General features: G+C 71.1%; 8 protein-coding genes. 5 read left to right on the plus strand and 3 right to left on the minus strand.

The genetic code is table 11. The annotated features are described in order from the left end of the window. Window positions 1–44 precede the first annotated feature (44 nt). Window positions 45–2,015, minus strand: a complete 1,971-nt coding sequence (locus AC4BGC_RS05680; RefSeq protein ID WP_490554737.1) for a sensor histidine kinase — start codon at window positions 2,013–2,015, stop codon at window positions 45–47. A 206-nt stretch (window positions 2,016–2,221) separates the two neighbouring features. Then, window positions 2,222–4,153 (minus strand): sensor histidine kinase, encoded by a 1,932-nt coding sequence (locus AC4BGC_RS05685; protein ID WP_490554739.1) that lies wholly within the window; start codon window positions 4,151–4,153, stop codon window positions 2,222–2,224. Window positions 4,154–4,239: 86 nt separating this feature from the next. On the opposite strand from AC4BGC_RS05685, the gene AC4BGC_RS05690 reads away from it, so the two are divergent. Next, the gene (locus AC4BGC_RS05690; RefSeq protein ID WP_490554740.1) at window positions 4,240–6,177 is read left to right on the plus strand and encodes a TIGR03960 family B12-binding radical SAM protein; all 1,938 of its coding nucleotides are present in this window, start codon (window positions 4,240–4,242) and stop codon (window positions 6,175–6,177) included. 198 nt (window positions 6,178–6,375) lie between these two features. Then, the gene (locus AC4BGC_RS05695) at window positions 6,376–7,455 is read left to right on the plus strand and encodes a ScyD/ScyE family protein (protein ID WP_490545331.1); all 1,080 of its coding nucleotides are present in this window, start codon (window positions 6,376–6,378) and stop codon (window positions 7,453–7,455) included. 9 nt (window positions 7,456–7,464) lie between these two features. Here AC4BGC_RS05695 and AC4BGC_RS05700 read toward each other — a convergent pair whose 3' ends face one another. Further along, window positions 7,465–8,676, minus strand: a complete 1,212-nt coding sequence (locus tag AC4BGC_RS05700) for an MFS transporter (RefSeq protein ID WP_490545329.1) — start codon at window positions 8,674–8,676, stop codon at window positions 7,465–7,467. Between the two features lie 77 nt (window positions 8,677–8,753). Here AC4BGC_RS05700 and AC4BGC_RS05705 point away from each other — a divergent pair, with 77 nt between their 5' ends. From AC4BGC_RS05705 to AC4BGC_RS05715, 3 genes are all read left to right on the plus strand, one after another. Further along, window positions 8,754–9,926: a winged helix DNA-binding domain-containing protein gene (locus tag AC4BGC_RS05705; protein WP_490554743.1), complete on the plus strand. Its 1,173-nt coding sequence runs from the start codon at window positions 8,754–8,756 to the stop codon at window positions 9,924–9,926. A 10-nt stretch (window positions 9,927–9,936) separates the two neighbouring features. After that, entirely contained in the window at window positions 9,937–10,680 is a 744-nt protein-coding gene (locus AC4BGC_RS05710) for a TIGR03936 family radical SAM-associated protein (RefSeq protein WP_490545325.1), read from the plus strand. Between the two features lie 200 nt (window positions 10,681–10,880). Beyond that, on the plus strand, window positions 10,881–14,453 hold the full coding sequence (locus AC4BGC_RS05715) for an Rne/Rng family ribonuclease (RefSeq protein WP_490554744.1): 3,573 nt from the start codon (window positions 10,881–10,883) through the stop codon (window positions 14,451–14,453). Window positions 14,454–14,620: the final 167 nt, after the last annotated feature.

Here is a 14,620-nt window from a genome sequence, read left to right on the forward strand (position 1 = left end):
GGGTCAGTGGGGGATCACTGGGCTCTGGATCACTGGGCTCCCGATCACTGGGCCTCGGGCAGGGTGAAGCTGAACCTCGCACCGCCGTCGGCCTCGGTGCTGGCCGAGATCTCGCCGCCGTGCAGCTCGACGATGCGCCGGGTCAGGGCCAGGCCCAGCCCGGTGCCCGCCGAACGTCCCTCGACCGCGCCGCGGTGGAACTCCTGGAAGATGTTCTCCTCCTGGCCCTCCGGGATGCCGATCCCGCGGTCGACGATGTTGACCCTGATCCAGCCGGACTCGTCGTCGGGGGCGGAGCTGATCTCGATCCACGGGGCCCGGTCGGCCGGCGTGTACTTGATGGCGTTGCCGACGAGGTTGTCCAGGAGCTGGCGCAGCAGCCCGGGGTCGGCCGCGACCTGGTGGGACAGGGCGACCACGAAGCGCGGTTCGTCGGCCTCCACCCAGTGCGCCCGCCTGCTTGCGATCACCTCGGTGGTGACGTCCTCCAGCTTGACCGCCTCGGGACGCAGCTGGCCGTTCTGCACGACGGTGTAGTTCAGCCAGTCCTCGATCACCTGGCGCATCCGCCTGCTCGCGTCCCGCGCCTTGGCGACCGCGTTGTCGACGACGTCGCGCTGGTCCTCCTCGGTCCCGCAGTCCTGGACGACCTCGAGCCACCCGTCGAGGACCGTCAGCGGGCCGCGCAGGTCATGGGCGACCATGCCGGCGAAGTTGCTCAGCTCGCGCAGGCGGGCCCGCTGGGCGGTGACCTCGTGCAGCAGCAGGATGCTGGAGCGATCCGGTGCCTGCCCGAGTGGCTGCGCGGTCACCTCCAGGATCCGGGGGGCGGCGTCGGTCCCCACCCGCACCTCGACCGGCCTGGACTGGCCCTGCGCCCGGTGGTTCTCGAACAGGTGCCTGGTCAGGATGGCGTCGTCGAGCGGTCCGCCGTCAGGGCTGCTGAGGCCGAACGTGCCGGTCCACGACTCGGGGGTCTGGGCCGGCAGGGGCCGGCCCAGGAGCTGGCGGGCAGCCTGGTTGAACATCGAGACCTTGGAGTCCCCGACGATGATCACGCCGTCGGTCATGGAGTTGAACACCGTCTCGAGGACCTGCCGCTGCTTCTCCGACTCCTTGCCGTTGCGGTCGAGCTGGTCGATCAGGATGCCGCGCTGCTCACGCATCAGGGTCAGCAGCAGCAGGAAGCCGGTGCTGGCGATGATCAGCAGGTCGACGATCGAGGAGGCGGGCAGTACGCCGTCGTACCCGAACCGGGCGTTCTGGGGGAGGTAGGTCATCACCGCGGAGAGCAGCGCCACGGTGATGGCGAGGTAGCCCGTGCCTCGGACCGTGAGGGTGAGGCCGCCCCAGACGCTCGGGACGATCAGCAGCCAGGACAGCGGCAGCGACGGGTCGTAGTAGGTGCCGTAGACGCACACCACCGAGGTGACCGCGAGCGCGACCCGGTTCAGCACCGAGCTGGCCGGGAGGATCGTGGAGCGCCGGCCGTAGAACATCACCATGAACGTGACGCCGCCCACGAAGCAGAACACGGTGTTGCGCAGCACCCACCACAGCAGCACCTCCGAGGGCAGCTCGGTGGGGGAGAGGAGCGGGAAGCCGCCCAGCAGCCCGAGCAGCAGCGAGGTGCCGACCGAGGCGTAGAGCAGGGCTGCGACCTCGCCGGGGTTCTCGGGCGCCCACCCGGGGTGGCTGAGGCGGCGGCGGTACCACCAGGTCATCAGCAGTGGCTGGCCGACACCGGTCAACGCGAGCCAGACCGCCATCGGCGGGGAGTAGCCCATCGCGGCAGCCGTGCTCGCGAAGATGGCGAACATGGCGGTGAGCGTGGCGACGACCACCCCTCTGCCTGCGAACCAGATGGTGCTCAGCAGCACGAAGCCGACGCCCCCCGGGGGCCACACCTCGGCGATCCGGGGGTCGACGTCGCGGCTGTCCAGGCCCAGGAACGGGGCCACGCAGTAGCACGCGAACGCGAACCCGAAGTAGGGAGCGGCTTGGCGAAACGACATGGCCGAGTGTGCGTGCGCACCAGTGTGCGGACGCTCCACAGGATCTTCCAGGTCGTCGCGTACCATTTGCCCTTTTCTGTCCGGACTCAGTCTAGGCTGCCAGTCGGTGCCCTCGTCCGGTTATCAAGGATCAGGGGATCGATCGACTCGGCGTCCCTGGACCAGCACCGGTCGCATCGGATCCGCCCCGGCTCGGACGGGCGTGGTCAGCCACGGGGGAGCGTGACCGTGATCGTGGTGCCCGGCCCCTCGTTGCGGGCCGCGCTGATCTGGCCACCGTGCCGGCGCACGATGCGCTTGCACAGGGCGAGCCCGAGTCCGGAGCCCTCGTAGGTGCCGACCACGCTCGACGCGCGCCGGAAGGGCTCGAAGACCGCGACCTCCTCGCCCTCGGGGATCCCGATGCCGGCATCGACGACGTAGAGCCGGACGCAGTTCTGGTCGTCGCCGCCGGCGAAGCTGCGCACGGTGACCGCGGGTCGTTCCCCCGGAGCGGTGTACTTCACCGCGTTCCCGATCAGGTTCGCCAGCAGGTGCCGCAGCAGGGTCGGGTCCACCAGCACGGTGTGCGGGGTCCGTACGACGAAGTCGACCCCCGGGAACGTGGCGGCGATCGAGTCCACGCAGGGCTGGAGCGGGATCGACTCCGGCTGCACGACCCCTTCGCGGGCGACGTTGTAGGTCAGCCAGTCCTCGATCTCGCGCGACATCCGGTCGGTGGCGTGCCGGCCGCGCTGCAGTGCTTGCAGGGCCAGCTCCGGGTCGCCGTCGAGCGCGTCCTCGGCCACCTCCATCCAGCCGGTGACCGCGGCGAGCGGGCTCTTCAGGTCGTGCGCGGCGACGGCGGCGAAGCTGGCCAGCTCCTCGATGCGCTGCTGCTCGGTGGTGACGTCCCGGACGATCGCGACCACGCTGTCGGACCCGGCGTACTGCACCGGGGCCAGCTGTACGGCGAGGATGCGCACGCCGTCCTCGGAGCCGTCACGGTGGAAGGAGTAGGTGAACGCCGGGTCGGCCTCCTTGCGGTCCAGCCAGCGGCCGGGCTCCGCGGTGAGCTTCTCGCGCCCGAGGATCTGCAGGGCGGCCGAGTTGTGCAGCTGAACGACGCCGTGGGTGTCCATCAGGACCAGGGCCTCGTTGATGGACTCGAACACGGTCCCGAGCAGGCCGGCCTGGTCGAGCGCCTCCTGGCGACGGCGCACCACCTCGCCGGCGAGGTGGGCACGCTGGTCGCGCACCAGCGAGAGGAGCAGCACCACGAACACGAAGGCGGCCATCAGGCTGTCGAGCAGGAGCACGTTGGGCAGGTCGGAGGTGCCGTAGGTGTCCTTTGCCGCCGGGATCGCCTGGGCGATCACCACCGCGGAGGCACCGGTGAGGCTGTACGCCGCTGAGGTCCACGGCCCCAGGCTCAGCCCGGCCCAGATGGCCGGCAGCATCACGATCCAGGTCAGCGGGTACTGGTCGAAGGTGAACACCGCGCCGATGCACAGGGCGGTGACCACCAGCTGCAGATAGACGTCCATCAGCCGGGTGGGGATCGCCTCGGTCCGTGGGCGGCGCTGGATCAGGAGCATCACGCAGGCACTGCCGACGAAGACGTACGCCGTGCTCAGCGCCGTCCACCAGAACAGGTCGAAGGCGGAGCTGTTCAGCCAGACCTCGGGGGTCGGGCCGAGGGGGATGACCACCACGGCGCCCACGGCGCTCGCGAGGAGCAGGTCGACGATGTCGCTGGGGCGGTGCGGGGTGAGGTTGTCGTCGCCGATGCGCCACCGGTAGAACGCCAGCGTGGCCCCGGCCTGCGCCACAGTGGCGACCGCCACCCGTGCCGAGATCAGGCCGTCGCCCTCGAGGGCGACACCGGTCCACAGGTGGACCAGCAGGGCCAGCCCCACGGTGAGGCCCAGCATCTGGTTGCGCTGGACCCGGACGGGCCAGAGCCAGGCGAGCGCCAGCCACAGGAACGTGATCAGCCCAGCGGCGTGGATCGAGGTGATCGAGGCGACCTGCAGCGCGGGTAGTTGCTGCAGTACGAGCGACCCAGGAGTGAGCACCAGGCACACCAGCCACAGTGACCACATCGCCCGTACCGAGAGGCGTCTCGAAGGACGCCAGGCAAGGGCATGGTCAGCCACCCGGTTCCCCCTTCGGCTTTGGGTTGGGAAGGTACACCGGTCGGGACGTAGTCTTGTTACCTCCCCCTCAAGTGGAAGGTTCAACCATGCCCGTCCCACCTGGTGAATCTGTCTTCGCCACCCTCGAGCCGCACCTGGCTCGGGTGCAGAAGCCGATCCAGTACGTCGGTGGCGAGCTGAACTCGGTCTCGAAGTCCTGGGCCGAGACCGACGTCCGCTGGGCCCTGATGTACCCCGACGCCTACGAGGTCGGACTGCCCAACCAGGGCGTCCAGATCCTCTACGAGGTCCTCAACGAGGCCGAGGGCGTGCTCGCGGAGCGCACCTACTCGGTGTGGCCCGACATGGAGGCGGTGATGCGCGAGCAGGGCATCCCGCAGTTCACCGTCGACGGCCACCGCCCGGTGCGCGGCTTCGACCTGTTCGGGATCTCGTTCTCCACCGAGCTCGGCTACACCAACATGCTCACCGCCCTCGACCTAGCAGGTATCCCGCTGCACGCGGTCGACCGCACCGAGGACGACCCGGTCGTGCTCGCCGGTGGTCACTCGGCGTTCAACCCCGAGCCGGTCGCGGACTTCCTCGACGCCGTCGTGCTCGGGGACGGCGAGGAGATCGTCCTCGCGATCACCGAGGTCTTCCGGGAGTGGAAGGCCGAGGGGCGTCCGGGCGGCCGCGACGGGGTCCTGCTCCGCCTGGCTGCCAGCGGCGGCGTATACGTCCCGAAGTTCTACGACGTGAGCTACGCCGACGACGGGTCCCTGCTCGGGACCCGGCCCAACCGGCCCGGCGTACCCGACCGCGTGCGCAAGCACACCTTGATGGACCTCGATTCCTGGCCCTACCCGCGCAACCCCCTGGTGCCCCTGGCCGAGACGGTGCACGAGCGGTTCAGTGTCGAGATCTTCCGCGGCTGCACCCGTGGCTGCCGGTTCTGCCAGGCGGGGATGATCACCCGCCCCGTCCGCGAGCGCTCGATCACCACGATCGCGGAGATGGTGGAGAACGGCGTCCGCAAGTCCGGCTTCGAGGAGGTCGGCCTGTTGTCGCTCTCCAGCGCGGACCACTCCGAGATCGGGGAGGTGGCCAAGGGGCTGGCCGACCGCTACGAGGGCACCAACGTCTCCCTGTCGCTGCCGAGCACGCGCGTGGACGCGTTCAACATCACCCTGGCCAACGAGTTCTCCCGCAACGGGCGCCGCTCCGGGCTGACGTTCGCGCCCGAGGGCGGGTCGGAGCGGATGCGCAAGGTGATCAACAAGATGGTCACCGAGGACGACCTGATCCGCACGGTCTCCGCGGCGTACTCCCACGGCTGGCGGCAGGTGAAGCTGTACTTCATGTGCGGCCTGCCCACCGAGACCGACGAGGACGTCCTGGCCATCGCGGACCTGGCGAAGCGGGTGATCGCCGAGGGCCGCAGGGTCGCCGGGCACAACGACATCCGGTGCACGGTCTCGATCGGCGGGTTCGTGCCCAAGCCGCACACGCCCTTCCAGTGGGCCTCGCAGCTCGACGTGGAGACCACCGACGACCGGCTGCGCAAGCTGCGCGAGCTGGTCCGCGCGGACAAGAAGTACGCCCGGGCCATCGGGTTCCGCTACCACGACGGCAAGCCCGGGATCATCGAAGGGCTGCTGTCCCGCGGCGACCGGCGCGTGGGCCGGGTCGTGGAGCAGGTGTGGCGTGACGGTGCCCGCTTCGACGGCTGGAGCGAGCACTTCTCCTACGACCGCTGGATCTCGGCGGCCCAGACCGGCCTGGCCGGCACCGGCGTGGACCTCGACTGGTTCACCACCCGTGAGCGGACCTACGGCGAGGTGCTCCCGTGGGACCACCTCGACTCGGGTCTCGACAAGGACTGGCTGTGGCAGGACTGGGAGGACGCGCTCGACTCGGACTCCGTCGACGTCGAGGACTGCCGGTGGACGCCCTGCTACGACTGTGGCGTGTGTCCTGAGATGGGCACCGACATCCAGATCGGGCCCACGGGGCAGACCCTGCTGCCGCTCAGCGTGGTCTGAGCGCAGCTCCCGTTCTCGCAGGCGACCCCTCCGCGTCAAGGGTCGATTCTGGGCGGGATAGACCGGAAACCGGACAATACGGTTCGTGGATTCCGGGCGAGTCCGTTATCAGTAGCGTCTGCTCCACCGGCGTTTCCCCCCTGGCCGTCAATCGGGCCGTGCGTCCGCCGGTCCGGCGCCTCGATAGGGAGTCTGCTCGTGCACACGCTCAACCGAACCCTGTTCATCCTCACTGCCGCCGGAAGCGCTCTCGCAGCGACCGCCGGCACCATGGCGGTGGCCACCCCGGCCGCACGTCCTGCTGACAACGCCCCCGGCCAGCGGGTCCTGGCCTCCGGCGTGGGAGCCCCGTTCCAGATCGCCCGCCGCGGGAAGACGGTGTTCTACGCCGACGGCATGGCCGGCAAGATCATGAAGGTCACCAAGCGAGGGCCCAAGCCGGTGCGCAACGTGCCCAACGTCTCGGGGGTGGAGTTCTCGAAGAACCGCAAGGTGATGGCCGTCGCGCACGGTGGCGGTGGCCCGGCGACGCCCACGGCGCGCGTGAGCCTGTTCCGTCGTGGCAAGGCTCCCGTCGTGGCAGAGGTCGGCCGCTACGAGCTGAACGTGAACCCCGACAAGTCCGTGACCTACGGGGTCCGGGGCGCTGCCAGTGCCGCGTGCCGGACCCAGGTCGAGTCCCTGAGCGGTGGGCCGGCGACGTACACCGGCATCAAGGACGCGCACCCCTACCAGCTGGCGGCGCTGCCCGGCGGCGCGTTCGCCGTGGCCGAGTCCGGTGGCAACGCCATCCTGCGGGTGGGGGCCAAGGGACGCATCTCCACGATCGCGGTGCTGCCGCCGCAGCCGATCACCCTCACGGCTGCCCAGGCCGGCGCCCTCGGTGCGCCCGCCTGTGCCGGGGTGACCTACGCGTTCGAGTCGGTCCCCACCGACGTGGAGCGGGTCGGCAAGGCGCTGTGGGTGACCACCCTGCCCGGTGGTCCGGAGAGCCCGGCCCTCGGCGCTCGGGGATCGCTCTACCGGATCAAGGGCGGCTCGGTCACCAAGATGGCGACCGGGTTCCTGGGGGCGACCAACCTCGCCTCGGTCCGTGGGCGCTTCTACGTGACCGAGCTGTTCAGCGGCAAGGTCACCAAGCTGGGCAAGGGCGGCCGCTTCACCAGGTACACCGTCCCCGGGGCCGTCTCGGTGGAGGCCACGCGCAAGCACCTCTACATCGGCGCCATGGGATCGGGCCCGTCGGCACCGGGCAAGGTCGTCCGGCTTCCGCGCTGACCGGCTGACTCACACGCGGTCGCGTCCGGCTGCGTCGAGCTCGTCCTCGACGTACGCCGGACGCGACACGGCCAGGGCAACCCCCAGCTGGGGGATGTTGAGCGCCAGCAGCACGATCAGCGGCACGGTCCAGCCGCCGGAGGCGTCGTGCAGCACCCCGACGGCCAAGGGCCCCGCGGCAGCGATCAGGTAGCCGGCGGCCTGGGTGAAGCCCGAGAGCGCCGCCGTGCCGCCGGGCGTCCGTGCCCGCAGGCCGATCAGGGTGAGGATCAACGGGAACGTGGTGGTGCCGACCCCCACGAGGACCGCCCACAGCACCGCTCCGGCGTGCGGTGCGAAGACCAGGCCCAGGTAGCCGACCGGGAAGCAGACCATCACCGCGCAGATGAGCGCGGTCTGGTTGTAGGAACGGGCCACCAGCGTCGGGATGATGAACGACAGCGGGATGCTCACCCCGGTGATCACGCCGAGCAGCAGTCCCGCGTCGTGGGCCGAGAAGCCGGCGTCGCGGTAGAGCTCCGCGAACCAGCCGAAGATCGAGTAGGCCTGCAGTGACTGCAGGCCGAAGAAGATCGCCATCAGCCAGCCCAGGCGCGTCCTGGCCACGTCCAGGAGCCCGATCCGGCTGGGGACCTCCTCCGGCTTGCGGTCGTGGGCGATCAGCGCGAGCCAGGGGAGTACGGCGATCGCGGCGGTGAGCGACCACACCAGCAGCCCCGTGCGCCAGCCGTCCCCGGCCTCGCTGGCCGGGACCGTGAGCACGGAGGCGGCGGTGAGGCCGATCGCGAGCGCGGTCGAGTAGATCGAGGTGAACAGCCCGATCCGGTGGGGGAAGTGCAGCTTGACCAGGGACGGCAGCAGCACGTTGGCCGCGGCCATCCCGGCCAGGGCGAGCAGCGAGAGGGCCAGGAACGGCCACGGTGAGGACACCGTGGCCCGGCCGAGCAGGCCGCCGACGAGGCACAGCAGCGCCACCAGGGTGAGCCGGTGCACCCCGATCAGCCTGGCGCCGCGGGGAGCCAGTGCACCGAAGATCGCGAAGGCGAGGACCGGCAACGAGGTGAGCAACCCGGTCTGGGTCGCCGACATCCGCAGGCCGGCGCTGATCTCGCCGAGGATCGGCCCCACGCTGACCGCCGCTGGGCGCAGGTTGAACGCGAGGGCGACGACGCCGATGACCACGAGCGCCGACTGCGCCTTGCCGCGAGAGGTGAGGCTCACGTCATCATCGTGCCCCAGCGCTCCCTCGCCGGGCGCACAGGCCTCGCCCGGGCGGGGCGACTGGCAGGATCGTCCCCATGCTCGAAGTCACCGACGACCAGCGGCGCGCCCGGCTGGGGACCCGGCACGGCCTCGCCCAACGGGCCACCTCGGTCGAGCAGGCGGTGGAGCAGATGACCTGCCTGCATGCCACCGAGCCGGCCAGCGTCTACCTCTCCGCCTTCGCCCGGGCCGAGACGACCCGGGCCGACATCGACCGTGCCCTCTACGAGGACCGCACGGTGGTCAAGCAGCTCGGGATGCGGCGCACCCTGTTCGCCTTCCCCCGTGCCCTGCTGCCTGCGGTCTGGGGGAGTGCCGCCGACCGGGTCTGCTCCCAGATCCTCGCCCGGCTGGCCAAGGAGGTGGAGCAGAACGACATCGCACCCGATGGCGCTGCCTGGGTGGCGCTACGGATCGAGGAGGTGCTCACCTGCCTCGCGGAGCACGGACCGGCCACGACCGCCGAGCTGCGTGAGCGCCTGCCACCCCTCTCGCTGCGGCTGGAGACGAGCCCCGGCAAGAAGTACGGCGGTCACTTCCCGATCGCCCCGAGGCTGCTGGGCGCGGTCGCCGCCAGCGGCCGGATCCTGCGAGGAGTCAACGAGGCAGGCTGGAACGTCAACCGGCCGCGCTGGTCGCTCACCGAGCAGTGGCTGGGCGAGCCGCCGCAGCGCCTGGACCCGGCGGCGGGGTACCGCGTCCTGGTCGAGCGCTGGCTGCGCACGTTCGGGCCCGGGACCGAGGCGGACCTGGTCTGGTGGCTGGGTGCGACCAAGGGCGCCGTACGCCGGGCGCTCGCCGACCTCGGCGCCGTGGAGGTCTCGCTCGTCGAGGGGGTGGGCTACCTGCTGCCCGACGACCTGGACGACGTCGCGCCGCAGGAGCCGTGGGCGGCCCTGCTGCCGGTGCTGGACCCGACGACGATGGGGTGGAGGCAGCGTGGCTTCTACCTCGACGACGCCGACGTGGAGCACCTCTTCGACACGAACGGCAACGCGGGCACGACCGCCTGGTGGAACGGCCGCATCGTCGGCTGCTGGGTGCAGGACCCCGACGGGGTGGTCTCCGTCCTGCTGTCCCACGACGTCGGCTCCGAGGGCGTGCGCGCCCTCGAAGCGGAGGCGGAGCGGCTGACCCGGTGGCTGGAGGGCCAACGCGTCGGCACCGTCTACCCGTCCGCGCTGATGAGGTCCGCGGCGGCCACGTAGGGTTCTGCGTGTGCGTGAACAGCCAGAGCAACAGGCCCCTCCGGTGCAGCGGCTGAGGATCCACTACGCCAAGCGCGGACGCCTGCGCTTCACCAGCCACCGCGACTTCAGCCGCGCCTTCGAGCGTGCCGTCTTCCGTGCCCGGGTGCCGATGGCGTACTCGTCGGGCTTCAACCCGCACCCGCGCATCTCCTACATGGGTGCGGCGCCGATGGGCTCGGCCAGCGAGGCCGAGTACGTCGAGATCGCGCTCGCCGAGGTGGTCGACCCGGCCCGGGCCCACGCCGACATCGACGAGGCGCTGCCCGACGGGCTCGACGTGCTCGAGGTCGTGCCCAGTGCCGGGGGCTCGCTGGCGGACCTCCTCGAGGGCTCCTGGTGGCGGCTCTCGCTGCTCGACACGCCCGTGGAGGAGGCGCGTGCAGCGGTCGAGGCGCTGCTGGCCACCGACGAGGTGATCGTGGAGCGGATGACCAAGAAAGGCCTGCGCAGCTTCGACGCGCGCGAGGCGATCCTGTCGCTGTCGGTCTCAGATGAGGTCTCGGCAGAGCGGTCGTGTGCGATACTCGACGTGGTCTTGCGTCACGGCTCGCCGTCCGTGAGACCCGACGACGTTCTCGCCGCTCTTCGTGAGACGTCCGGTCTTCGTGTCACCGCCGCCCTCCAGCAGCGGTTGGCGCAGGGGCCGGTCGATCATGAGGACGGCACGGTGGGTGATCCATTGACACCCGACCGCGACGCGGCTGGTCAGTGAAGGTGACAGCTTCACAGACGTGACGGCCCTGCGACCGCGGTTGGTGGCTCAGGGCAGCCCAGCGACGCGATGGCGCGGAGGGGTCGCCGCCGACCGAAGGCTTTGGAGTACACCGCAGCGAGAAGCTCGTCGCGGCGTACCCCCGACCAGCACCGTTGCCAGGGTGGGAGCCCACAGCAACGTGCACGAGGAGCTCACCAGTGCTCGACAACGAGAACACCACCCCCTCCGGCGAATCGGCACCAGCCGGGATGCCGGTCCAGGACCCCGGTCCGGCCGCTGAGGCGCACGACACGCCCGAGGTGACCGGCACCGCCGACTCCGGCGGCCAGTGGGAGACCCCGGCCGAGACGCAGCCGGAGGCCCCGGCGAAGAAGGCCGCTGCCAAGCGGACCACAAGGGCGCCGGCAAAGAAGGCGACCGCGAAGAAGGCGGCCGCCAAGAAGCCCGCCAAGGCCGTCGCGCAGGACACCCCGGAGCAGGCCGACACCGGTGCGGCCGACGAGACCGCCGACGTGGCGGTGGACGCGCCGCTCGACGTGCCGATCGAGGCGCCGGCCGAGAAGCCGAAGAAGAAGGCCGCGGCCCCGCGGAAGCGGGCGGCCGCCAAGCGATCCGCACCGGTGGACGAGGGCGCGCCCGAGACGACGGACGCCCCGGTCGCTGCGGCAGCCGACCAGGACACCAGCTCCGACGCGGCCGAGACGAACCAGGCTGCCCCCGCGGTGGCCCCGGTGCTGTTCAAGGCTCCGGAGCCCACGACCGCGCCGGCCCGCAAGCGCACCACCCGGAAGGTCTCCGCCGCGCGCCCTGCGCAGGAGACCACCGCCGAGGAGACCAGCCCCGGCACCAGTCCCGGGACCACCGAGGACGAGACCGGCGCGCAGTCCGCCGACGACACCGACGCTGTCGACCCGGCCGCGACCGCGGCCGAGTCGACCGGCGAGGAGTCGGCCAAGGACTCCGACGAGGGTCAGCGCCGGGGACGTGGCCGCGGCCGCGGCCAGGGCGGCAACCGAGGCCGGGCCGGACAGGGCGCTGCGAACGCCGAGGCCGCCGAGAGCCAGGGCGACCAGAGGGACCAGTCCGACGAGGGCGACCAGGCCGGCCAGGGTGACCAGAAGGGCAAGTCCGACCAGAACGGCGAGTCGGGCCAGGACGACCAGGACGAGCGCGACGACGACTCGGGTGACGGCGAGGGCGGCGCACGTCGTCGTCGCCGCCGTGGCGGCCGTCGCCGTCGCAAGCCGTCCGACGGGGACAACGCCGAGAACGGCGAGGACCAGTCCGACGACTCCGACTCCGACTCCTCCGACTCCTCCGGCGACGCCGGGGACTCGGACTCGGACTCCGACTCCGAGTCGGGCAACGGCTCGCGTCGTCGTCGCCGTCGCCGCCGTACCGGCGAGGACGGGGACGGCTCGGAGGACACCGAGAACACCTCCCCGAGGGCGCGCAAGCAGCGCAACCCCGAGGACGAGATCACCAGCATCGGCGGCTCCACCCGTCTCGAGGCCAAGAAGCAGCGCCGCCGCGAGGGCCGCGAGGCCGGGCGCCGACGTGCCCCGATCGTCAGCGAGGCCGAGTTCCTCGCCCGGCGCGAGGCCGTGGACCGGGTGATGGTGATCCGGCAGAAGGACGACCTGACCCAGATCGGCGTGCTCGAGGACAAGGTGCTCGTCGAGCACTACGTCGCCCGCGAGTCGCAGACCTCGCTGATCGGCAACGTCTACCTCGGCCGCGTGCAGAACGTGCTGCCCTCGATGGAGGCGGCGTTCGTCGACATCGGCCAGGGCCGCAACGCGGTGCTCTACGCCGGCGAGGTCAACTGGTCGGCGGTCGGTCACAAGGACGGCCAGCAGCGCAAGATCGAGTCGGTGCTCTCCTCCGGGCAGACGATCCTCGTCCAGGTCAGCAAGGACCCGGTCGGCCACAAGGGCGCCCGGCTCACCGGCCAGGTCAGCCTTCCCGGCCGCTTCCTGGTCTACGTCCCGGACGGCAACACCTCCGGGATCTCCCGCAAGCTCCCCGACACCGAGCGCAACCGGCTCAAGTCCCTGCTCAAGGAGATCGTGCCCAACAGCGCGGGCGTCATCGTCCGCACCGCCGCGGAGGGCGCCTCGGAGGAGGAGCTCACCCTCGACGTGGAGCGGCTCACCGCTCGCTGGGCCGACATCGAGGAGAAGGTCAAGGCCGGGAAGTCGCCGCAGCTGCTGTACGGCGAGCCCGACCTCACCCTCAAGGTCGTCCGCGACCTGTTCACCGAGGACTTCACCAAGCTGGTCGTCCAGGGCGACGACGCCTGGGACCTGGTCAGCAACTACGTCTCGCACGTGGCCCCGGACCTGCAGGACCGGCTCGAGCGCTTCGAGCCGCCGGCGGACGCCTCGGAGAAGCAGTCCGACCTGTTCTCGGCCTACCGGGTCGACGAGCAGATCGCCAAGGGCCTGGACCGCAAGGTCTGGCTGCCCTCCGGCGGTTCGCTGGTGATCGACCGCACCGAGGCGATGACGGTCGTCGACGTGAACACCGGCAAGTTCACCGGTTCGGGCGGGAACCTCGAGGAGACGGTCACCAAGAACAACCTCGAGGCAGCCGAGGAGATGGTCCGCCAGCTCCGGCTGCGCGACATCGGCGGCATCATCGTCATCGACTTCATCGACATGGTCCTGGAGTCCAACCGTGACCTGGTCCTGCGCCGGCTGGTCGAGTGCCTGGGTCGTGACCGGACCCGGCACCAGGTGGCCGAGGTGACCTCGCTGGGGCTCGTGCAGATGACGCGCAAGCGGATCGGTACCGGCCTCGTCGAGGCGTTCAGCACCGAGTGCGAGCACTGCAAGGGCCGCGGCCTGGTGCTGCACGACCACCCGGTCGCCTCCGGCACGCGCGCCGACGACGACGAGCGTGGTCGTGGGCGTGGCCGAGGTGGCCGCAACCGCGGACGCGGCGACTCCGGCTCGGGTGGGAACAGCGGGCCAGGTGGCAACGGGTCCGGCAACAGCTCGGGCAAGGGCAGTGAGAACGGTGGCGGCACCCCCGCCATCCCCGTCACCCCGACGCCCGCGGACCTCGCGCGGTCGCGGCCCCCGGAGAAGACGGAGTCGGGCCCGGAGTCGAGCCCAGAGTCAGGCCCGGAGTCGAGCCCGGAGTCGAGCCCAGAGTCGAGCCCAGCGTCGAGCACTGCCGACGGGTCCTCCGCGGACGCCCCGGTGGCGCCCGCCAAGGTCGACACGGACGCCAAGGTCGACACGGACGCCAAGGTCGACACGGGGGCCGACTCGCACGCCGCCCCCGCCGTGGAGCAGCCCCAGAAGCGCGAGAAGCAGGCACCGGCGACGCCCGCGGCACCTGAGAAGGTGACCGAGCCGGTCGCCGAGAACGTGACCGAGCCGGTCGCCGAGAAGGTGACCGAGCCGGTCGCCGAGAAGGCCGCTGACAAGGTGGCGGAGCCGGTCGCCGAGGAGGCTGCCGAACCGGCTTCCGAGACAGCACCGACGCCCGCGGTCCGGGTGGTGACGAGCACGCGCCGTCGTACGGCACGTCGTCCCGCCGGCCCGCCCAGCCCCGTGGGTGAGACCACCCCCGGGTCCGGTGCCGGTCAGGAGCCGGCTCCGGCGGCGCCGCACGCCGGCAGTGACCAGGGTCACGAGGGTGACGATGGACACCAGGGCGAGGCGGAGAACGGCGAGCAGGAGGGCGACGAGGGGGAGTCCGGCACCGGGATCTCGCTCTCGCACGTGCCGATCAAGCGCAAGGGATCGCGCAAACGCTGAGGTGATCGAGCCGCGAACCGCGGGGGGAGAGCGTGGACCAGCCGATCTGGCGGGCCCGTTTTGACCGTGCGGCCAGCGAGCCCGTAATGTTGACCCTCGGTGTGCTCGTGCGCACCCCAACCCTCTGCGCGGATCGCGCCCCCGGCTAGACCCGGGTGGCTCGTGCG

It is taken from the genome of Nocardioides sp. Z38_18, from assembly GCF_058215695.1.